The sequence below is a fragment of the Tepidimonas sediminis genome (assembly GCF_007556605.1).
In the GTDB taxonomy this organism is placed as follows: Bacteria; Pseudomonadota; Gammaproteobacteria; order Burkholderiales; family Burkholderiaceae_C; genus Tepidimonas; species Tepidimonas sediminis.
In genome coordinates, this window is record NZ_VJND01000007.1 from 85,171 (window position 1) to 105,459 (window position 20,289).

Sequence of the window (20,289 nt, forward strand, 5' to 3'; positions counted from 1 at the left end):
CGGGCAGCGCATCCATTCGAGCGCATGAAACCTATCCCCGAGCGCCGCTGGCGCGCCCGCGCCGGCCTGTGGCTGGCCACCCTGGCGACCGCCCTGCCCGCGTGGGCTGTCGAACCCTTCACCGTGCGCGACATCCGCGTCGAGGGTCTGCAGCGTGTCGAACCCGGTACCGTGTTCGCGTCGCTGCCGGTCCGCGTCGGCGACCGCTACACCGACGAGCAGGGCGCCGCGGCGATTCGCGCGCTCTTCGCGCTGGGGTTGTTCTCCGACGTGCGGCTGCAGGTCGACGGCGACGTGCTGGTGGTCATCGTCGAGGAGCGCCCGACGGTGGCCGACGTCAGCTTCACCGGCGTCAAGGAGTTCGACAACGAGGTGCTGCGCAAGGCGCTGCGCGACATCGGGCTGACCGAGGGGCGGCCGTTCGACCGGGCGTTGGCGGACCGCGCCGAGCAGGAACTCAAGCGCCAGTACCTCAACCGCAGCATGTACGCGGTGCAGGTCACCACCACCGTCACGCCGATCGAGCGCAACCGCGTCAACCTCAACTTCAACGTCGTCGAAGGCGACGTCACCAAGATCCGCGAGATCCGCATCGTCGGCGCGCAGGCCTTCCCGGAAAAGGCGCTGCTGGATCTGTTCGATCTGGACACCGGCGGGTGGCTGAGCTGGTACACCAAGAGCGACCGCTACTCGCGCGCCAAGCTCAACGCCGATCTGGAAACGCTGCGCTCGTACTACCTGACGCGCGGTTTCCTCGAGTTCCGGATCGACTCGACGCAGGTGGCGCTGTCGCCGGACAAGTCGTCGCTGGCGCTGACCATCCACATCACCGAGGGCCAGCGCTACGTCGTCTCGGCCGTGCGGCTGGAAGGGGATTACCTCGGCCGCGAGGACGAGTTCAAGGCGCTGGTGCGCATCCGCCCGGGCCAGCCGTACAACGTCGAGGAGGTCGAGCAGACCGTCAAGGCCTTCACCGATCACTTCGGCCAGTTCGGCTACGCCTTCGCGCGCGTGGAGGCATTGCCGGAGCTGGACCGTGAGCGCAACCTCGTCACGCTGGCGCTGCGCGCCGAGCCGTCACGCCGTGCCTACGTGCGGCGCATCCAGATCGAAGGCAACAACCGTACGCGCGACGAGGTGATCCGGCGCGAGTTCCGCCAGCTCGAGTCCGCGTGGTACGACAGTGACCGCATCCGCCTGTCGCGTGACCGAGTCGACCGGCTCGGCTTCTTCACCGAGGTCACGATCGACACCCAGGAGGTGCCCGGCGCGCCCGACCAGGTGGACCTGATCGTCAAGGTGGCCGAAAAGCCGACCGGCAACCTGACGCTGGGCGCCGGCTACTCGCAGGCCGAAAAGCTCTCGGTGCTGGCCGGCATCCAGCAGGAAAACGTCTTCGGCACCGGCAACTACCTGGGTCTCAACCTCAACACCAGCAAGTTCAACCGCCAGCTGGTGCTGTCGACCACCAACCCCTACTTCACCGACGACGGCATCTCGCGCAGCTTCGACCTGTACTACCGCACGACGCGGCCGCTCGACGCGCAGGACGGCGACTACCGGCTCGTCACGCCCGGCGTGAGCATCCGCTTCGGCGTGCCGTTCACCGAAGTCGACACCGTCTACTTCGGCCTCGGCATCGAGCAGACCAAGATCGAGCCGGGCAACCGCATGCCCACCGCCTACAACGACTTCATCGCCCGCTTCGGCGATTCGCCGACGTCGGTGCCGCTGACGGTGGGCTGGGCGCGCGACGAGCGCGACAGCGCGCTGGTGCCGACGCAGGGCACGCTGCGTCGCGTCAACGGCGAGCTCGGCATCGCCGGCGACACGCGCTACGTCAAGGCCAGCGCCCAGCTTCAGCAGTACCTGCCGCTGAACAAGAAATTCACCCTGGCGTTCAACGCCGAGGCCGGCTGGGCCAAGGGGCTGGGTGGCAAGCCGGTGCCGCTGTTCAAGCATTTCTACGGCGGCGGCCTCGGGTCGGTGCGCGGCTTCGAGCAGGGCACGCTCGGCGGCGTCAGCGACATCGTCGGCAGCGCCGACAAGGCCTACCTCGGCGGCACGAAGATGGTGCTGCTCAACACCGAGCTGATTGCGCCGTTCCCCGGCGCCGGCAACGACCGCACGCTGCGCATGTTCGGCTTTTTCGACGTCGGCAACGTCTACGCGCCGCAGCAGAAGTTCACGCTGGCGGATCTGCGTGCCTCGGCCGGCGTCGGCATCAGCTGGATCTCCCCCGTGGGCCCGCTTAGAATCGCGTTCGCCCGGCCGGTGCGCAAGCAGGTCGGCGACAAGACCCAGACCGTGCAATTCTCGATCGGTACCGCATTCTGATGACGTTCATGACCCGCTTCCGCGGCGCCCGCTGGCTCGCTGCCGCGGCGCTCGCCGCCGCCTCGGCCGTCACGCTGGCGCAGGATCTCAAGATCGGCTTCGTCAGCACCGAGCGCATCCTGCGCGACTCCAACGCCGCCAAGGCCGCCCAGTCACGGCTGGAGCAGGAGTTCGGGCGTCGCGAGCGCGAGATCGAGAACCTGGGCAGCCAGCTGCGGCAGGCCACCGAGAAGTTCGAGAAGGACGCGCCGACGCTTTCGGAGAGCCAGCGCGCCGCGCGCCAGCGGCAGATCGCCGAGCTGGAGCGCGACTTCCAGCGCCGTCGCCGCGAGTTCCAGGAGGATCTTGCCCAGCGTCGCAACGAGGAGCTGCAGCAGGTCATCGAGCGCGCCAACCGCGTCATCCGGCAAATCGCCGAAAGCGAGAAGTACGACCTGATCCTTCAGGAGGCGGTCTACATCGCGCCGAAGCACGATATCACCGACAAGGTGATCCAGGGCCTGAACAACGCCCGCTGACGGCGCGCTCCGCGGCCGCCACGCCTCGATGGCCGATCGTCCTGACGCTGCCGTGCCGTCCGAACTGCCCGCGCCGGTACCGCTGGAGCGGGTCGTCGTGGCCCTCGGGGGGGAGTTGCGCGGCAACATGGGGCTGGCGGTGCGGCGGCTGGCCGCGCTGGCCGACGCCGACGAGACCAGCGTCGCCTTCGTTGCCCACCCCCGTTACCGCGCCCGGCTGCAGAGCAGCCGAGCCGGCGCCGTCATCGTCGCGCCGGAGCTGGCCGACGTGGCGCTGCAGCGCCCCGATCCGCCACCGGGCGGCTGGGCGGCCTGGATCGTGGCCGACCCTTACGCGCAGTTCGCCGCGCTGACGCGCTGGTGGCGCGCGCACGTGCAGCCGCGCCCGGCGCCGGTCGGGGTGCACCCGACCGCCTGGGTGGCGCCGGGCGCGCGCGTGCATCCGACGGCGCGGCTCGGCCCCTTCGCGGTGGTGGAGGACGGCGCGGTGGTGGAGGAGGATGCCGAGCTCGGCGCGCACGCGGTGGTGCAGGCGCGCGCGCACGTCGGCGCCGGCACGCGGCTCGGGCCCCACGTCGTGCTCGGCTACGACTGCCGCATCGGCGCGCGCGGTCTGGTGCACGGCGGCACGGTGATCGGCGCCGACGGCTTCGGCTTCGCGCCGGTTCCGCTGCCCGGCGGCGAGGGCAGACGGTGGGAGAAGATCGAGCAGCTCGGCGCCGTGCGCATCGGCGACGACGTGGAGATCGGCGCCAACTGCTGCATCGACCGCGGCGCGCTCGGCGACACGGTGCTGGAAGACGGCGTCAAGCTCGACAACCTGATCCAGATCGGCCACAACGTGCACGTCGGGCGCCACACCGCGATGGCCGGCTGCGTGGGCGTCGCCGGCTCGGCGCGCATCGGGGCGTTCTGCACGCTGGGCGGCGGTGCCATCGTGCTCGGCCATCTGGAGCTGGCTGATCATGTGCACATCTCGGCCGCGTCGGTGGTGATGCGCTCGATCCTGCAGCCGGGGCAGTACAGCGGCATCTTCCCGATCGACGACAATCGAGCCTGGGAGAAGAACGCCGCGACGCTGCGCCAGCTGCACGCGCTGCGCGAGCGCCTCAAGGCCCTGGAACGACGCACGACCCCATGATGGACATCCACCAGATTCTCAAGCAACTGCCGCACCGCTACCCGATCCTGCTGGTGGACCGGGTGCTGGCGCTGCACAAGGGCGCCTCGATCCGGGCGCTGAAGAACGTCACGATCAACGAGCCGGTGTTCACCGGGCACTTTCCGCACCGCCCGGTGTTTCCGGGCGTGCTGATGCTGGAGGCGCTGGCGCAGACGGCGGCGCTGCTGGCCTTTGCCACGCTGGAGGTGACGCCGGACGACCAGACGGTGTACTACTTCGCCGGCATCGACGGCGCGCGCTTCAAGCGCCCGGTGGAGCCGGGCGATCAGCTCGTGATGGACGTGACGCTGGAGCGCATGAAGGCCGGCATCTTCAAGTTCAAGGGCACCGCGCGCGTCGGCGACGAGGTGGCCTGCGAGGCCGAGCTGATGTGCACGATGCGCCGCATCGCCGGCTGAAGCCGACCACGCCCGCGATGGCCCGCATCCATCCGACCGCGCTGGTCGACCCCAAGGCGGAGCTCGACACCGACGTCGAGATCGGTCCCTACACCCTCGTCGGCCCGCACGTGCGCATCGGCGCCGGCACCACGGTGGGCGCGCACTGCGTGCTCGACGGCCACACGACGATCGGGCGCGACAACCGCATCTACCCGTTCGTCAGCCTCGGCCTGCCGAACCAGGACAAGAAGTACCGTGGCGAGCCGTGCCAGCTCGTCATCGGCGACCGCAACACGATCCGCGAGTACAGTACCTACCACGTCGGCACGGTGCAGGGCGGGGGCGTGACGCGCCTGGGTGACGACAACTGGATGATGGCCTACACCCACCTGGCGCACGACTGCGTGGTGGGCAGCCACACGATCTTCGCCAACAACGCGCAGCTCGCTGGCCACGTGCAGGTTGGCGACTGGGCGATCCTGGGTGGCTTCACGGTCGTGCACCAGTTCGTGCGCATCGGCGCGCATGCGATGACGGCGATGTGCGCGCTGCTGTTTGCGGACGTGCCGCCGTTCGTGATGGCGCAGGGCCAGCCGGCGCAGGCGCGCTCGATGAACTTCGAGGGGTTGCGCCGCCGCGGCTTTTCCGCCCAGCGCATCGCCGCGGTCAAGGCGATGCACAAGGCGCTCTACCGCGAGGGCCTGACGCTTGCGCAGGCGCTGGAGCGCATCGAGGCGCTGGCGCGGACGCACCCCGAAGCCGCCGCGGACGTGGCGCTGATGCGCGACTTCCTGGCCGGTGTCGACGCGCAGCGCGGCATCGTGCGCGCGCGCCGTGGCGAGGCTTGACGGCGGCCGGACAGGATGAGCCAACCGCCCCTGGATGCCGCAACGGGTGCCGCCGCGCCACGGCTGGCGCTGGTGGCCGGCGAGGCCTCGGGCGACGTGCTGGCCGCGCAACTGCTGCAGGGGCTGCGCGCGCGCTGGCCCGGGCTGCAGGCCGCCGGCATCGGCGGGCCGGCGCTGCTGGCGCAGGGGTTCGAGGCCTGGTGGCCGAGCGAGAAGCTGGCCGTGCGCGGCTACGTCGAGGTGCTGCGCCACTACCGCGAGATCGTCGGCATCCGCCGCCGCCTGCGCGCGCGGCTGCTGGGCGAGCGCCCGGCGCTGTTCGTCGGCGTCGATGCGCCGGACTTCAACCTGGCGTTGGAGGCCGACCTGCGCGCGGCGGGCATCCCGACGGTGCACTTCGTCGCCCCGGCCATCTGGGCGTGGCGGCCGGAGCGCGTCGAGCTGATTCGCCGCGCCTGCGACCACGTGCTGTGTATCTTCCCGTTCGAGCCGGCGCTGCTGGCCGAACACGGGATCGCCGCCACCTACGTCGGCCACCCGCTGGCCGGCGTCATCCCGCCGCGGCCGGACCGCGCCGGCGCGCGCGCGTCGCTCGGTATCGACGACGCGCAGCCGCTGGTGGCGCTGCTGCCCGGCAGCCGCCGCGCCGAGATCGACCACCTGCTGCCGCGCTTCCTCGCGGCGGTGGCGATCCTGCGCGCCGAGCGGCCTGGACTGCGCTTCGTGCTGCCGGCGGTGCCGGCGCTGGAGGGGCTCATCCGCGCCCGGGTGGCCGTGAGCCCCCACGCTGCGGCCATCACCGTGCTGCGCGGGCAGTCGCACACGGCGCTGGCCGCCTGCGACGCGGCGCTCGTGGCCAGCGGCACGGCGACGCTGGAGACGGCGCTGTTCAAGCGCCCGATGGTGATCGCCTACCACATGCACCCGCTGTCGTGGTGGCTGACGCGGCGCAAGATGCGCCAGCCGTGGGTCGGGCTGCCCAACATCCTGTGCGGCGCGTTCGTCGTGCCGGAGCTGCTGCAGGAGGCGGCCACCCCGGCGGCGCTGGCCGAGGCGACGCTGGCGTGGCTGGCCGACGACGCGCAAGCGCACGCGCGGCGCGAGCGCCTGGTGGCCCGCTTCGAGGCGCTGCACGCCGAGCTGCGGCGCGACACGGCGGCGCTGGCGGTGCAGGCGATCGCGCCGCTGCTCGAGCGCGGGGGGGCGCCGTGAAGCCCGGCTCGACGTTGCGTCCCCCATCGGTCCGTGCCGGCCGCCGCACCCGCATGCCGCTGGCCCACGCCCAGGCTGCGGCCCGGCAATACGCCTTCGACTGGGGTGATGGGGACTTGGTGGCCGGCGTGGACGAGGCCGGGCGGGGGCCGCTGGCCGGGCCGGTCGTGGCCGCCGCGGTCATCCTCGATCCGCACGATTCGATCGACGGCGTGGCCGATTCGAAGGCGCTCAGCGCCGCCCGGCGCGAGCGGCTGTACGACGCCATCCACGCCCGCGCCCGGGCCGTGGCGGTGGGTCTGGCCAGCGTGGAGGAGATCGATCGCCTCAACATCCTGCAGGCCACGCTGCTGGCCATGCAGCGCGCGGTGAACGCCCTGCCGTTGCGGCCAGCGCGGGTTCTGGTCGACGGCAACCGCGTGCCGGTGCTGCCGATGCCGGCCGAGGCGATCGTCGGTGGCGATGCGTCGGTGGCGGCCATTGCCGCCGCCTCCATCGTGGCCAAGGTCACGCGCGACCGCCTGATGGACGAGCTGCACCGTCTCCATCCTGACTACGGTTTCGACCGCCACCGCGGCTACGGCACCGCGCAGCACCTGCAGGCGCTGGTGCGGCTGGGGCCGACGCCGGCGCACCGGCGCAGCTTCGCACCGGTGGCGCGCCTGCTGCGGGCGGCGGGGGAGGGGGGAGGCCGATGACGCACGGCGACGATGCGCCGATCGCCTCGCGCGACAACCCGCGTTTCAAGCGCCTGCGTCGTCTGGTGGAGGATGCCTCGGCCTACCGGCGTGAAGGACTGGTCTGGATCGAAGGTGACCATCTGCTGCGCGCGCTGCTGGCGCGCGGTGAGCGGCCGCACGTGGTGGTGCTGACGCCGCAGGCCGAGCCGTTGTGGCACGAGATACGCGCCGCCGCCGGCCTCGGGGCCGATGCGGTGCCGCTGTGGCGGCTGACGCCGGCGCTCATGGGCGCACTCAGCCAGCTGGCTTCCCCCGCAGCGTTGGCGGCGCTGTGGCCGCTGCCGCCCGCTGCCGTCCCCGAGCCCGAGGCGCCGACGGTGGTGCTGGATCGCTTGCAGGATCCGGGCAACGTCGGCTCCATCCTGCGCAGCGCGGCGGCCTTCGGCTTCCGCCAGGTGCTGGCGCTGCGCGGCACCGCGGCGCTGTGGTCGCCGAAGGTGCTGCGTGCCGGCATGGGGGCCCACTTCGGTCTGCACCTGTCGGAAGGGCTGGCAGCGGACGACCTGGCTGCCCTGCGCGTGCCGCTGCTGGCCACCAGTTCGCACCAGGGCGAGTGGCTGCACCGCGCCCGGCTCCCGTGGCCGTGCGCGTGGCTGTTCGGGCATGAAGGGCAGGGCGTGCAGACGGCGCTGCTGGCGCGTGCCACGCGCACGCTGCGCATCGCCCAGCCGGGAGGCGAGGAATCGCTCAACGTCGCCGCCGCGGCAGCGATTTGCCTGCACGCGAGCGCGGCCTCGCGGTCCGCAACGGACTGACGCGCAGCCGGTTCAGCCGCGCCCCACCTCCCACCCCACGATCTGGCGCTTGGCGCGGCTGAACTCGACGCCCAGCTCGATCACTTCCGTGATGCCCGGCGCGCCGCGGTATTTGGCCGCGTAGTCGCGGGCCTTCAGTTGCCGCATGGCTTCGCCGGTGGGGGCGTCGCCATCGATGACCTTGAACTCGATCACCCAGGCGCGGCCGGCGTGGCGGATGACGAGGTCGCACTGGCCCGGGTTGGACACTTCCTCCGGCACGATGTCCAGGCCCAGGCTCGCCAGATGGCTGTAGAACACGCTGGCGTAGTAACCCTCGTACCGGGCGATGGGGTTGGCGCGCACCCAGTCGTGCGGGATGCTGGCGTAGAGGCGCTCGAAGTGCGCGCGCAGGCCCTCGGCATCGCCTTCGGTGAGCAGGTCGTACAGCCGCATCGTCAGCTGGGACAGCGGCGTGCCGCCCGGCAGCCACCCCCCCAGCAGCAGCGCCTCGTTGAGGGCGCTGCGCACCTCCAGGTTGGGCACGCGCAGCGTGTAGACGGTGGCTGCGCCCTTGCGCTGCTGGCCGTCGATGGTGAGATAGCCGGTCTGCCACAGCAGCGCCTCGGGCTCGATGCGCTCCACGTCGAAGGCGGAGAGCAGCTGCTCGCTGGCGTAGAGCCGCTCCAGCTGCGGGGTGAAGAACCCCTTGCCGCGCAGCCAGTGCACCAGAAACGTCGGCGTGCCGGTCTCGAACCAGTGCGCGCGGAACTGCCGCTCGGCCAGCAGCAGCAGCACGTCGAACGGGTTGTAGACGCTCACCGGCCCCCAGCGGTAGCCGTTGTACCAGCGGCGGATCTCCTCGCGGTCCAGCGGCTGGCCTTCCTCGGCAGCGGCCTGCAGTTCCGGCGCGAAGACGGTGTCGATGTCTTCATCCGTGTAGCCGCAGATCGTGCCGTACTCGGGCGAAAGGGTAATGTCGCGCAGGTTGTTCAGGCCCGAGAAGATCGAGACCTTGCTGAACTTGGACACGCCGGTCAGCAGCACGAAGCGCAGGTCGGCGTCTCTGCCCTTGATGACGCTGTAGAGGTTGCGCAGGCCCTCGCGCATGGCGCGGGCGACCTCAGGGGTCTCGAGGTTGTCGAGGATGGGCTTGTCGTATTCGTCGACCAGCACCACGGCCTGGCGGCCGTGGGCTGCGGCGGTGCGGCCGATCAACTCGGTGAAGCGGATGTGCGGGTCCTCACGGGCCGGCGGAAGGGTCACCCCCAGCCGGGCGGCGTTGGTGTCGAGCTGATGGTGGATGTGGGCTTCGAGCTTGGCGCCTTCGGCCAACCGTCCCTCGGCAAAGCTCAAGCGAATCACCGGGTGCGGCCTGGTCCAGTCCCAGTGGTCGGCGAGGAACAGTTTCTCGCGCGGGGCGCTGCCGTCGGCGCCGTCGTGGGCGTCGAACAGTTCGCGGCGGGCTTCGAACGCGCAGGCGATGGTGTCCAGCAGCAGGCTCTTGCCGAAGCGGCGCGGGCGCGAGAGGAAGTAGGCGCCGCCCTGCTCGGCCAGACGTGCGATCAGCGGCGTCTTGTCGACGTAGTAATGCCCCTCGCGCCGGATCTTGGCGAAGGTCTGGATGCCGATGGGCAGCTTGCGGCGGGTGGCCACGCTCATGCCCGGCATCGTAACGCAGGCGGACGGCCGACAGGCTTGCTGCCGTGCGCGGCGTGGGGGGCGGCGCGGGCCGGCTCGCGATGCTGCGATGCAAAAGCCTTGGTGGCCCGGATGCTACAATCCAAAAGTTTGTCCGAATCGCCCTCCAAGGCACGCACGAGTGCGCCGCAGGCCGGTGCCGGGGCCAAGGCGGGCGATCCCACTCTCCTCCTGGAGTCCCGCACCGTGTTTTCCGTCCCCGCACCCGCCATCCTCGCGCTTGCAGACGGCACGGTCCTTGAAGGGGTGTCGATCGGTGCGCCCGGTCGCACCACCGGCGAGGTGGTCTTCAACACCGCCATCACCGGCTATCAGGAAATCCTCACCGATCCGAGCTACCGCCAGCAGCTCGTCACGCTGACCTACCCGCACATCGGCAACGTCGGCGTCAACGACGAGGACGTCGAATCCGGCGCCATCCAGGCCGCCGGCCTGATCATCAAGGACCTGCCCTTGCTCCAGAGCAATTTCCGCGCCCGCCAGCCGCTGGCGGATTACCTGCGCGGACAAGGCATCGTGGCCATCGCGGGGGTGGACACGCGCGCGCTGACGCGTCGCCTGCGCGAGCACGGTGCGCAAAACGGTGCCATCGTCGCGCTGCGTCAGGGGGAGGTGCCGACGGACGCCCTGCGCGCCGAAGCCTTGGCCGCGGCGCGCGCCGCCCCCAGCATGGCTGGGCTCGATCTGGCGCAGACCGTCACCACCGCCGAACCGTACGAGTGGACCGAGACCGAGTGGCGGCTGCAGCGCGAGGACGGCACGCGCGGCTACGGGCGCCTGGCGCAGCCGCGCTTCCACGTCGTTGCCTACGACTTCGGCGTCAAGCGCAACATCCTGCGCATGCTGGCCGAGCGCGGCTGCCGCGTCACCGTGGTGCCGGCGCGCACGCCGGCCGCGGACGTGCTGGCCATGCGGCCGGATGGCGTGTTCCTGTCCAACGGTCCCGGCGATCCCGAGCCCTGCGACTACGCCATCTCGGCGGCGGCCACCGTCATCGAGCGCGGGGTGCCGACGTTTGGCATCTGCCTCGGACACCAGATCATGGCACTGGCCAGCGGCGCGCGCACCTTCAAGATGAAATTCGGCCACCACGGTGCCAACCACCCGGTCAAGGATCTCGACACCGGACGGGTCAGCATCACCAGCCAGAACCACGGTTTCGCCGTGGACGAAGCGAGCCTGCCGGCGACGCTGCGCGCCACGCACGTGAGCCTGTTCGATGGCACGCTGCAGGGGATTGCGCGCACCGATCGGCCCGCGTTCGGCTTCCAGGGCCACCCGGAGGCCAGTCCCGGTCCGCACGACATCGGCTACCTGTTCGACCGCTTCGTCGGCCTGATGGAGCAGGCCGGCTGAGCTGCCCGACACGGCCGGCTCCGCCCGAGGACGCCCCGCCGCAAGCCCCCGACCATGCTCGGCATCACCGACCTGACCACCTTCGTCATCGGCACGGTCGTCATCGTGCTGCTGCCGGGGCCCAATTCGATGTACGTGTTGTCGGTGGCCTCGCGCGAGGGGGTGCTGCGTGGCTATCAGGCTGCCTGCGGCGTCTTCGTTGGTGACACCATCCTGATGGCGCTGTCGGCCGCGGGCCTGGCTTCGGTGCTGGCGGCCCACCCTTGGCTGTTCATGGCCGTCAAGTACGCCGGGGCGGTCTACCTGGCCTGGATCGGGCTGCACCTGCTGCGCGCGGCGTGGCGGGGCTGGCGCAGCGGGCCGGCGCAGCGGCTCGACGCCTCCGCCGAGGCGCCATCGCCTCCCGCGCTGGCAGGGGGCAGCCGACCGTTTCACCGCGCGCTGTCGATCAGTCTGCTCAACCCCAAGGCGATCTTCTTCTTCATTTCGTTCTTCGTGCAGTTCGTCGATCCCGCCTATCCCTGGCCGGCGTTGAGCTTCGTGGCGCTGGGCGTGATCGTGCAGTTCTTCAGCGCCCTGTACCTGAGCGCCCTGATCTTCGCCGGTGACCGGCTGGCGCAGGCCCTGCGCGCGCGGCGCCACCTGGCCGCGGCACTCAACGCCGCGGTCGGCGGCCTGTTCATCGGCTTTGGCCTGCGGCTGGCACGCGCCACCGCGCCCTGAAACGCCGTCTCCCTCGATCCTCGACACCATGCCCAAGCGTCAAGACCTTCGCAGCATCCTCATCATCGGCGCCGGCCCGATCGTCATCGGCCAGGCGTGCGAATTCGACTACTCCGGCGTGCAGGCGTGCAAGGCGCTGCGCGAGGAGGGCTACCGCGTCATCCTGATCAACAGCAACCCGGCCACGATCATGACCGACCCGGCCACGGCGGATGCGGTCTACATCGAGCCGATCACCTGGCAGACGGTCGAGAAGATCATCGCCAAGGAGCGCCCGGACGCCATCCTGCCCACCATGGGCGGCCAGACGGCGCTGAACTGCGCGCTGGATCTGTGGCGCCACGGCGTGCTGGAACGCTACGGCTGCGAGCTGATCGGCGCGCGCCCCGAGGCGATCGACAAGGCCGAGGACCGCCAGAAGTTCAAGGAGGCGATGACGCGCATCGGGCTGGAGTCGGCCCGCTCCGGCATCGCGCACAGCATGGAGGAAGCCTGGGCGGTGCAGCGCACGGTGGGCTTTCCGTGCGTGATCCGGCCCAGCTTCACGCTCGGCGGCACGGGCGGCGGCATCGCCTACAACCCGGAGGAGTTTGAGACCATCTGCAAGCGCGGCCTGGAGGCCTCGCCGACCTCGGAGCTGCTCATCGAGGAGTCGCTGGTCGGCTGGAAAGAGTTCGAGATGGAGGTGGTGCGCGACAAGGCCGACAACTGCATCATCGTCTGCTCGATCGAGAACCTCGACCCGATGGGCGTGCACACCGGCGACTCGATCACCGTGGCGCCGGCGCAGACGCTGACCGACAAGGAATACCAGCGCATGCGCGATGCCTCCATCGCCGTGCTGCGCGAGATCGGCGTGGACACCGGCGGTTCCAACGTGCAGTTCGCGATCAACCCGGCCGACGGGCGCATGATCGTCATCGAGATGAACCCGCGCGTGAGCCGCTCCTCGGCCCTGGCGTCCAAGGCCACGGGATTCCCGATCGCCAAGGTGGCGGCCAAGCTCGCGGTGGGCTACACGCTGGATGAGCTGAGGAACGACATCACCGGCGGGGCCACACCCGCGTCGTTCGAGCCGACGATCGACTACGTCGTCACCAAGATCCCGCGCTTCGCGTTCGAGAAGTTTCCGCAGGCCAACGACCGCCTGACCACGCAGATGAAGTCGGTCGGCGAGGTGATGGCCATCGGCCGCACGTTCCAGGAAAGCTTCCAGAAGGCGCTGCGCGGGCTGGAGGTCGGCGTCGACGGCATGAACGAGAAGACCCAGGACCGCGAGACGCTGGAGCGCGAGCTCGGCGAACCCGGGCCGGAGCGCATCTGGTATGTGGGCGACGCCTTCGCGGCCGGCTGGTCGCTGGAGGAGGTGCACCAGCTCACCAAGATCGACCGGTGGTTCCTGGCGCAGATCCAGGAGATCGTGCAGATCGAGCTGGCGCTGGACCGCCACACGGCGCAGCACGGCGCGCAGGCGCTGCAGGCGCTGGACGCCGCCACGCTGCGCACGCTCAAGCGCAAGGGCTTTTCGGACCGGCGGCTGGCCAAGCTGCTCGGCTCCTCCGAGGAGGCGGTGCGCGCACGCCGTCATGCCTTGGGCATTCGCCCTGTCTACAAGCGCGTCGACACCTGCGCGGCGGAGTTCGCCAGCCATACCGCCTACCTCTACTCCACCTACGAGCAGGAGTGCGAGGCCGCGCCGAGCGACCGGCGCAAGATCATCGTGCTGGGCGGCGGTCCCAACCGCATCGGCCAGGGCATCGAGTTCGACTACTGCTGCGTGCACGCGGCGCTGGCCCTGCGCGAGGACGGCTTCGAGACCATCATGGTCAACTGCAACCCGGAGACCGTCTCCACCGACTACGACACCAGCGACCGGCTCTACTTCGAGCCGCTGACGCTGGAGGACGTGCTGGAGATCGTCGCGGTCGAGAAGCCCGAGGGCGTCATCGTCCAGTACGGCGGGCAGACGCCGCTGAAGCTGGCGCTGGGGCTGGAGCGCGCCGGCGTGCCGATCATCGGCACGACGCCCGACATGATCGACGCCGCCGAGGACCGCGAGCGCTTCCAGCAGATGCTGCATCGGCTGGGACTCAAGCAGCCGCCCAACGCCACCGCGCGCACCGAGGCCGAGGCGATGGAGAAAGCCGCCGAGCTGGGCTACCCGCTCGTGGTGCGGCCGAGCTACGTGCTGGGCGGGCGCGCGATGGAGATCGTGCACGAGCCGCGCGATCTGGAGCGCTACATGCGCGAGGCGGTCAAGGTCAGCAACGACTCGCCGGTGCTGCTGGACCGTTTTCTCAACGACGCCATCGAGTGCGACGTCGACTGCATCCGCGACGCCAGCGGCCAGGTGCTGATCGGCGGCGTCATGGAGCACATCGAGCAGGCGGGCGTGCACTCGGGTGATTCGGCCTGCTCGCTGCCGCCGTATTACCTGTCGGCGGCCACGGTGGCCGAGATCAAGCGCCAGACCGCGGCGCTGGCCGAGGCGCTGCAGGTCGTGGGTCTCATGAACGTGCAGTTCGCCATTCAAGAAGTGGAGGAGGACGGCGCCAAGCGCGACGTCATCTACGTGCTGGAGGTCAACCCGCGCGCCAGCCGCACCGTGCCGTTCGTCTCCAAGGCCACCGGCATCCCGCTCGCCAAGGTGGCGGCGCGCTGCATGGCGGGCAGGACGCTGGCGCAGCAGGGCGTCACGCGCGAGGTCACGCCGCCGTACTTCAGCGTCAAGGAGGCGGTGTTCCCGTTCGTCAAGTTCCCCGGCGTGGACACCATCCTGGGTCCGGAGATGAAGTCCACCGGCGAGGTGATGGGCGTGGGCCGCACGTTCGGCGAGGCGTTCGTCAAGAGCCAGCTCGGCGCCGGCGTGCGCCTGCCGCATCCGACGGACGCGGTGCGCAGGATCTTCCTGTCGGTCAAGCCCGGCGACAAGGCGCGCGTGGTGCCGATCGCGCGCGATCTGGCGGCGATGGGCTTCGAGCTCGTGGCCACGCGCGGCACCGCCGCGGCGATCCAGGCCGCAGGCATCCCGTGCGCGGTGGTCAACAAGGTCACCGAGGGCCGCCCGAACATCGTGGACATGATCAAGAACGGCGAGATCGCCATGGTCATCAACACGGTGGAGGAGCGCCGCAACGCGATCGCCGACTCGCGCTACATCCGCGTGGCGTCGCTGGCGCACCGCGTGACGACGTTCACCACGATCTTCGGCGCCGAGGCGGCGGTGGAGGGGATGAAGGTGATGGACGACCTGCCGGTGTACGCGCTGGCCGAGCTGCACGCGCAGCTGGCCTGACGCGCCGCCGCACCGCCGCGGGGCTGCCAGCGGCGCGGCATTCCGCCGTCGTGGCGTTTCCGGGGTATCATTCGCGCCATCGAACCGCAGACCGCCGACCGGCAACGCTCGGCGGTTTGCTTTTGTGCCACGAGGACGACACCGATGCCCACCATTCCGTTGACCAAGCGCGGGGCCGACAAGCTCAAGGAGGAGCTGCACCGCCTGAAGACCGTCGAGCGCCCCGCCGTCATCCAGGCCATCGCCGAGGCCCGTGCGCAGGGTGACCTCAGCGAGAACGCCGAGTACGACGCCGCCAAGGACCGCCAGGGCTTCATCGAAGGCCGCATCAAGGAGATCGAGGGCAAGCTCGCCGCGGCCCAGATCATCGACCCGGCGCAGCTCGACGCCGGTGGCAAGGTGGTGTTCGGCGCCACCGTCGAGCTGCAGGACGAGGCCACCGGCGAGACCGTCACCTACCAGATCGTCGGCGAGGACGAGGCCGACCTGAAGCTCGGGCTGATCAACGTCTCGAGTCCCATCGCGCGCGCGCTGATCGGCAAGGAAGAGGGCGACGTCGCCGAGGTGCAGGCGCCCAACGGCGTGCGCCGCTACGAGATCGTGGCCGTGCGCTACGAGTGAGGGGGCAGCCGGTGCGGGCCCTCTGGCAAGCGTGGGCGCAGCGCTGGCCGCTGCTGGTGGCGGCGCTGTGGTGGGGCGCGGTGACGGCGTGGAGCTTCGTCGCCGTGCCGCTGCTGTTTGCGCACTTCAACAACCCGGCGGTGGCCGGCGGCATGGCCGCGCGGCTGTTCCAGGTGCAGTCGTGGGTGAGCGTGGCCGCCGCCTTGGCGCTGCTGCTGTGGGGGCGCGCGCAGCGCGGCCGCGGCCAGGCAGGCGACGCCAGCTGGGCGCTGCTGCCGTGGCTGCTGCTCGGGGCGCTCGCGGGTCTGGTGCAGGAGTTTGGGGTGGCCCAGCGCATCCTCACCGCCCGCCAGACCGGCGCCAACCTTCCGCTGTGGCACGGCCTGGGCACGCTGCTGGTGGCGCTGCAATGGCTGTGCGCGCTGCGCAGCCTGTGGTGGCTGGCGGGGCGGACAGCGCGCCCGGGCGAGGCGGACGGTCGCTGAGCCGAGACCGTGGTGCGAGGGCCGGTTGGTCAGCCAGCCGTGCGCTCTGTCGCCTCGACCGTGTTCAGCAGCAGCATCGCGATCGTCATCGGCCCCACGCCGCCGGGCACCGGGGTGATCCAGCCGGCCACCTCGCGCACGGCGTCGAAGTCCACGTCGCCGCACAGTTTGCCGTCGGGCAGGCGGTTGATGCCGACGTCGAGCACGACGGCGCCGGGCTTGACCATGTCGGCGCCGATCATGCGCGGCTTGCCGACCGCCGCCACCAGGACGTCCGCCTGGCGCGTGTGGTGGGCCAGGTCCGCGGTGCCGCTGTGGCAGATCGTCACGGTGGCGCCGGCCTGCAGCAGCAGAAGCGCCATCGGCTTGCCGACGATGTTGCTGCGGCCCACCACGACGGCGTGCTGGCCGCGCAGATCGGTGCGGCCGATGTGTTCCAGCATCTTCATGCAGCCGTACGGCGTGCAGGGCCGGAAGGCCGGCTGGCCGACCAGCAGCGCGCCGGCGTTGGCGACGTGAAAGCCGTCGACGTCCTTCTCCGGCGCGATGGCCTCGATGACGCGCTGGGCGTTCAGGTGCGCAGGCAGCGGCAGCTGCACCAGGATGCCGTGGATGGCCGAGTCGGCGTTGAGCGCGGCGATGCGCGCCAGCAGCTCGTCCTCGGTGAGGCTGGCGGGGTAGGCTTCCAGCACCGAATGGATGCCGGCCTCGCCGCAGGCCTTGACCTTGTTGCGCACGTAGACCTGGCTGGCGGGGTCGTCGCCGACCAGGATCACCGCAAGGCCCGGGCGGTGGCCGCGCGCCGCCAAGGCGGCGGCACGCTCGGCGACGCGCTGGCGCCAGTGGCGCGCCAGCGCCACGCCGTCGATCAGTTGGGCGGTCATGGGGAGGGTCAGACTTTGGAGGGGGGGATCGGCGCCAGCGCGATCTTGAGCAGGTCGGCCACGGTGTTGGCGCCGAGCTTTTCCATGATGTTGGCGCGGTGCGCCTCCACCGTCTTGATGCTGATGCCGAGGTCGTCGGCGATCTGCTTGTTGAGCCGGCCGGCGACGATGCGCTCCAGCACCTGCGATTCGCGCGTGGTCAGCTTGGCCAGCAGCGCCTCGCGCGTGGCGGCCTGCTGGTGCACGGCGAACGCCTCGCGCGCCAGTTCCAGCATGCGGTCGACCAGCGCCACCAGCTTGGCCTCGTCGAACGGCTTCTGGATGAAGTCCACCGCGCCCTTCTTCATCGATTCCACCGCCATCGGCACGTCGCCGTGGCCGGTGATGAAGCAGATCGGCAGCGGCGAGTGGCGCTCCAGCAGCCGGTCCTGCAGTTCCATGCCGCTCATGCCGCCCATGCGGATGTCGGCGATCAGGCAGGCGACCTCGCGCGGATCGTAGCGCGCCAGAAAGGCCTCGGCCGACTCGAAGCATCGCACGCGGTAATCCTTGCCCTCCAGCAGCCATTGCAGCGAGTCGCGCACGGCTTCGTCGTCGTCGACCACGTACACGGTTCCGCGTTTGGGAATCAGGCTCATCGTCATCCTAGGGTGGGCAGGGAGGTCTTGTCGCTGCCGGCATCCGGCTTGGCTGGCGCGGCCGCGGCGGGCAGCCAGACGCTGAATTCGCAGCCGGACACCTGCTCGCCATTGTAGAGGTTGCGGGCGGTCAGCCGCCCGTGGTGCGACTCGACGATCGAGCGGCACAGCTTCAGCCCGATGCCCATGCCTTCGGTCTTGGTGCTGTAGAAGGCGTCGTAGATGCGTTCGAGGTGTTCGGGCGGGATGCCGCAGCCGTTGTCGCGCACGACGAACTCCACGCCGTCGCGGCCGTCCACCTGGCGCGGGGTGACGGTGAGTTCCACCAGCCGCTGCCCGGGCGGGCGGCCGGCGCACTGGATCGATTCGCCGGCGTTCTTCAGCAGGTTGATGAGCACCTGCTCGATCAGGATCGGGTCGACCATCAGCGGCGGCAACCGCTCGGCCAGGTAGACGTTGAGCCGCACGAGGTGGCGCCGCAGCTCGATGTCGGCCAGTTCGGTGGCGTTGGCCACCATCTGGCCGACGTCCGACAGCGTCGGGTGCGGTTCGCTCTTCTTCACGAAGGCGCGGATGCGCTGGATGATGGAGCCGGCGCGCTGGGCCTGCCGCGCCGTCTTCTCCAGCGCCCCGAGCAGCTCGTCGGTCTCGATGCGTCCCTGCCGCAGGCGGCTGATCATGCCGCTGGCGTAGTTGCTGATGGCGGTCAGCGGCTGATTGAGCTCGTGCGCGACGCTGGAGGCCATCTCCCCCATCGTGATCAGGCGGCTGGCGGTGGCGGCGCGCTCGGCCTGCAGCTTGGCCTGTTCCTCGGCCTGGCGGCGCGCCGTGATGTCGGTGGCGATCAACATCTGCACCAGCCGGCCGTCCACCCACGTCAGGTAGCGGGTGCGCAGCTCCAGCCATTTGCCCAGCTCCGGCACGTGGATCTGCGCGTGCTCGGCGATGGCCTCCACCAGCGCATCGGCCGGCAGGCCCATCAGGCTGTCGACCTGGTCCTGCACGTCCTGCGCCGGCAGCACCGGCACCGCCGCGCACAGCTCCAGCATCCGTTCATGGCCGGCCGAGCCCTCGCCGAACCAGTTGCGGTACATGCGGTTGGCGAACAGCAACTCGTGGCTGTGCAGCGGCGCCACCGAGATGGCTTCGTCCAGGCTGTCCAGCACCGTGACGAAGCGGTCGTAGGAAGCGGCCAGTTCCTCGCGGATGCGCCGCGGCTCGGTGATGTCGGTCATCGACGTCATCCAGCCGGTCTGTCGCCCCTGCGCGTCGATCAACGGCGAGACGTACATGCGCGCGTAGAAGATGCTGCCGTTCTTGCGCTTGACTGGCACCTCGAAGCCGCCGGGGGTGTTGCGGCCGGAGATTTCGTCCTGCAGGCGCGCCATCAGGTGCTCATGTTCGGACTCGGGCCAGTAGGGGAAGGGGGCGGTGGCGCCGATCAGCTCCTCCTCGCTCCAGCCGGTCATGTCGCAGAAGGCGCGGTTGACGTAGGTGATGCGGCCCTCCAGGTCCAGCACGCGCATGCCGGTCAGCATGGAGTTTTCCATCGCGCGGCGGAAGTTGGTCTCGGCCAGCAGCGCGCGCTGCGCCTGCAACCGGCGGCGGCTGTGGCGCATGTTGGCCAGCAGCATCCAGATGGTGGCCACGCTCATGGCCCCCACCAGCCAGAACAGCACCTCGGCGGTGCGGTCACGTTCGGCGCGCAGCCCCTCCACGCGCACCAGCACGCTGTTGCCCACGGGCGAAAGGCTCAGCGCATGGCTCTGCGGCCGCGCGGCCCACGGCAGGTGCCCCAGTGGACCGCGCGGCGCCGGCGCCAGCGCCTCGCCGGCCAGCAGCGTGCCGTCCTCGCCCTCCAGCGTGACGGCGTAACGCGCCAGCACCTCCGGCGGCACACCATAGCGCAGCAGGTTGTCCAGCGCCAGCTCGGCCATCACCGCGCCGCCGAAACGGCGCTGGTTCTCGAACGGCACGAACATGAGCACGCTCCAGCCGCCGTCGTCGCGGCGCAGCGGGCGTGAGTAGACCGGCTGGTGCAGGTCACGCGCCAGCTCGAACGCGCCATCGGCCAGCCCGGGCGGCAGACGCTGCCCGCTGCGGCGCTGACCGCGCGGCTCCACCACCGGCGAGTTGAAGCCGGTGATCACCTCGCGGTAAGGGCCGATCCAGTGCACCCCGAGCAGTTCCGGGTGCTGCAGCACCAGGCTCTCGGCCTGGGCGACGAAGGCGGTCTCCTCCAGCGTGCGGTTGGCGATGTCGCGCGCCAGGCGCATGACCTGCTCCTGGCGTTCCAGCAGCCGCAGCCGCAGGCGCTGCTGGGCGTACTCGGTGTCGCGCGCGACCGCCTCGCGCTCGCGCGCCTGGTCCTCGCGCGTGAAGTAGACCAGCGCCGTCAGGATGGCGCTCAAGAACAGCAGCACCGACACCAGAGGCCCGAGCATGGCCAGCAGGTCCTGCCGCTGTGGGGGCAGGCCGTTCCACCAGCGCCGCCAAGCCTGCAGCGGCCGCACGGTGAGCGCAGCGGAAAGGGCGGGCCGTCCCATCGCGGCTAGTTTAGGGCAAACCCGCAGGCACAGTACTCCGGAGGGGATGTGACAAGATTTCACTTTATGAAAAACAAAACCGCAGTTT

Annotated in this window: 17 protein-coding genes; 13 read left to right on the plus strand and 4 right to left on the minus strand. The window is 70.5% G+C overall.

Going from position 1 to position 20,289, the window contains the following annotated elements; translation table 11 throughout:
* Positions 1–24 precede the first annotated feature (24 nt).
* From bamA to Tsedi_RS07070, 8 genes are read left to right on the plus strand one after another with little or no spacing between them, the layout of a single operon-like run.
* Complete coding sequence (gene bamA, locus Tsedi_RS07035; protein WP_143895042.1) at positions 25–2,337, plus strand: outer membrane protein assembly factor BamA; 2,313 nt, start codon at positions 25–27, stop codon at positions 2,335–2,337.
* Positions 2,337–2,855, plus strand: coding sequence for an OmpH/Skp family outer membrane protein (locus Tsedi_RS07040; RefSeq protein WP_246099207.1), 519 nt, complete (start codon positions 2,337–2,339; stop codon positions 2,853–2,855). Before bamA ends, Tsedi_RS07040 begins: the two co-directional genes overlap by 1 nt.
* Positions 2,856–2,907: 52 nt before the next feature.
* The gene (lpxD, locus tag Tsedi_RS07045) at positions 2,908–3,996 is read left to right on the plus strand and encodes a UDP-3-O-(3-hydroxymyristoyl)glucosamine N-acyltransferase (RefSeq protein WP_281280121.1); all 1,089 of its coding nucleotides are present in this window, start codon (positions 2,908–2,910) and stop codon (positions 3,994–3,996) included.
* On the plus strand, positions 3,993–4,436 hold the full coding sequence (fabZ, locus tag Tsedi_RS07050; RefSeq protein ID WP_143895047.1) for a 3-hydroxyacyl-ACP dehydratase FabZ: 444 nt from the start codon (positions 3,993–3,995) through the stop codon (positions 4,434–4,436). Before lpxD ends, fabZ begins: the two co-directional genes overlap by 4 nt.
* Before the next feature lie 17 nt (positions 4,437–4,453).
* Positions 4,454–5,266 carry an acyl-ACP--UDP-N-acetylglucosamine O-acyltransferase gene (lpxA, locus tag Tsedi_RS07055; RefSeq protein WP_143895049.1) on the plus strand — a complete coding sequence of 271 codons (813 nt, stop codon included), beginning with the start codon at positions 4,454–4,456 and terminating at the stop codon, positions 5,264–5,266.
* A gap of 15 nt (positions 5,267–5,281) precedes the next feature.
* Positions 5,282–6,478 carry a lipid-A-disaccharide synthase gene (gene lpxB / locus Tsedi_RS07060; protein ID WP_185970601.1) on the plus strand — a complete coding sequence of 399 codons (1,197 nt, stop codon included), beginning with the start codon at positions 5,282–5,284 and terminating at the stop codon, positions 6,476–6,478.
* Positions 6,479–6,531: 53 nt separating this feature from the next.
* The gene (rnhB, locus tag Tsedi_RS07065) at positions 6,532–7,176 is read left to right on the plus strand and encodes a ribonuclease HII (protein WP_143895051.1); all 645 of its coding nucleotides are present in this window, start codon (positions 6,532–6,534) and stop codon (positions 7,174–7,176) included.
* Positions 7,173–7,973, plus strand: coding sequence for a TrmH family RNA methyltransferase (locus Tsedi_RS07070; RefSeq protein WP_143895053.1), 801 nt, complete (start codon positions 7,173–7,175; stop codon positions 7,971–7,973). Before rnhB ends, Tsedi_RS07070 begins: the two co-directional genes overlap by 4 nt.
* Before the next feature lie 12 nt (positions 7,974–7,985).
* Here Tsedi_RS07070 and Tsedi_RS07075 read toward each other — a convergent pair whose 3' ends face one another.
* The gene (locus tag Tsedi_RS07075; RefSeq protein WP_143895055.1) at positions 7,986–9,614 is read right to left on the minus strand and encodes an ATP-binding protein; all 1,629 of its coding nucleotides are present in this window, start codon (positions 9,612–9,614) and stop codon (positions 7,986–7,988) included.
* Positions 9,615–9,839: 225 nt separating this feature from the next.
* On the opposite strand from Tsedi_RS07075, the gene carA reads away from it, so the two are divergent.
* The 5 genes from carA to Tsedi_RS07100 all read left to right on the plus strand — a co-directional run bounded on the left by carA (position 9,840) and on the right by Tsedi_RS07100 (position 16,133).
* Entirely contained in the window at positions 9,840–11,009 is a 1,170-nt protein-coding gene (gene carA / locus Tsedi_RS07080) for a glutamine-hydrolyzing carbamoyl-phosphate synthase small subunit (protein WP_246099208.1), read from the plus strand.
* Between the two features lie 54 nt (positions 11,010–11,063).
* Complete coding sequence (leuE, locus tag Tsedi_RS07085) at positions 11,064–11,732, plus strand: leucine efflux protein LeuE (protein ID WP_143895057.1); 669 nt, start codon at positions 11,064–11,066, stop codon at positions 11,730–11,732.
* 28 nt (positions 11,733–11,760) lie between these two features.
* Positions 11,761–15,027 (plus strand): carbamoyl-phosphate synthase large subunit, encoded by a 3,267-nt coding sequence (carB, locus tag Tsedi_RS07090; protein ID WP_143895059.1) that lies wholly within the window; start codon positions 11,761–11,763, stop codon positions 15,025–15,027.
* Positions 15,028–15,171: 144 nt separating this feature from the next.
* Positions 15,172–15,648, plus strand: coding sequence for a transcription elongation factor GreA (gene greA, locus Tsedi_RS07095; RefSeq protein ID WP_143895061.1), 477 nt, complete (start codon positions 15,172–15,174; stop codon positions 15,646–15,648).
* Positions 15,649–15,659: 11 nt separating this feature from the next.
* Positions 15,660–16,133, plus strand: a complete 474-nt coding sequence (locus Tsedi_RS07100) for a DUF4149 domain-containing protein (RefSeq protein ID WP_143895064.1) — start codon at positions 15,660–15,662, stop codon at positions 16,131–16,133.
* 29 nt (positions 16,134–16,162) lie between these two features.
* On the opposite strand, the gene folD is transcribed toward Tsedi_RS07100, so the two are convergent.
* From folD to Tsedi_RS07115, 3 genes are read right to left on the minus strand one after another with little or no spacing between them, the layout of a single operon-like run.
* On the minus strand, positions 16,163–17,017 hold the full coding sequence (folD, locus tag Tsedi_RS07105) for a bifunctional methylenetetrahydrofolate dehydrogenase/methenyltetrahydrofolate cyclohydrolase FolD (RefSeq protein ID WP_143895066.1): 855 nt from the start codon (positions 17,015–17,017) through the stop codon (positions 16,163–16,165).
* An 8-nt stretch (positions 17,018–17,025) separates the two neighbouring features.
* Positions 17,026–17,655: a response regulator transcription factor gene (locus tag Tsedi_RS07110; protein ID WP_143895068.1), complete on the minus strand. Its 630-nt coding sequence runs from the start codon at positions 17,653–17,655 to the stop codon at positions 17,026–17,028.
* Positions 17,656–17,657: 2 nt separating this feature from the next.
* Positions 17,658–20,201 (minus strand): PAS domain-containing sensor histidine kinase, encoded by a 2,544-nt coding sequence (locus Tsedi_RS07115; protein WP_143895070.1) that lies wholly within the window; start codon positions 20,199–20,201, stop codon positions 17,658–17,660.
* Positions 20,202–20,289 lie beyond the last annotated feature (88 nt).

Bases quoted from the DNA above. Each gene is read 5' to 3' on its own strand.
- folD (WP_143895066.1), bottom strand. From the start codon at position 17,017: ATGACCGCCCAACTGATCGACGGCGTGGCGCTGGCGCGCCACTGGCGC.
- rnhB (WP_143895051.1), top strand. From the start codon at position 6,532: ATGCCGCTGGCCCACGCCCAGGCTGCGGCCCGGCAATACGCCTTCGAC.
- Tsedi_RS07075 (WP_143895055.1), bottom strand. From the start codon at position 9,614: ATGAGCGTGGCCACCCGCCGCAAGCTGCCCATCGGCATCCAGACCTTC.
- carB (WP_143895059.1), top strand. From the start codon at position 11,761: ATGCCCAAGCGTCAAGACCTTCGCAGCATCCTCATCATCGGCGCCGGC.
- leuE (WP_143895057.1), top strand. From the start codon at position 11,064: ATGCTCGGCATCACCGACCTGACCACCTTCGTCATCGGCACGGTCGTC.
- Tsedi_RS07040 (WP_246099207.1), top strand. From the start codon at position 2,337: ATGACGTTCATGACCCGCTTCCGCGGCGCCCGCTGGCTCGCTGCCGCG.
- bamA (WP_143895042.1), top strand. From the start codon at position 25: ATGAAACCTATCCCCGAGCGCCGCTGGCGCGCCCGCGCCGGCCTGTGG.
- lpxA (WP_143895049.1), top strand. From the start codon at position 4,454: ATGGCCCGCATCCATCCGACCGCGCTGGTCGACCCCAAGGCGGAGCTC.
- Tsedi_RS07070 (WP_143895053.1), top strand. From the start codon at position 7,173: ATGACGCACGGCGACGATGCGCCGATCGCCTCGCGCGACAACCCGCGT.
- Tsedi_RS07110 (WP_143895068.1), bottom strand. From the start codon at position 17,655: ATGAGCCTGATTCCCAAACGCGGAACCGTGTACGTGGTCGACGACGAC.
- greA (WP_143895061.1), top strand. From the start codon at position 15,172: ATGCCCACCATTCCGTTGACCAAGCGCGGGGCCGACAAGCTCAAGGAG.
- Tsedi_RS07115 (WP_143895070.1), bottom strand. From the start codon at position 20,201: ATGGGACGGCCCGCCCTTTCCGCTGCGCTCACCGTGCGGCCGCTGCAG.
- fabZ (WP_143895047.1), top strand. From the start codon at position 3,993: ATGATGGACATCCACCAGATTCTCAAGCAACTGCCGCACCGCTACCCG.
- lpxB (WP_185970601.1), top strand. From the start codon at position 5,282: ATGAGCCAACCGCCCCTGGATGCCGCAACGGGTGCCGCCGCGCCACGG.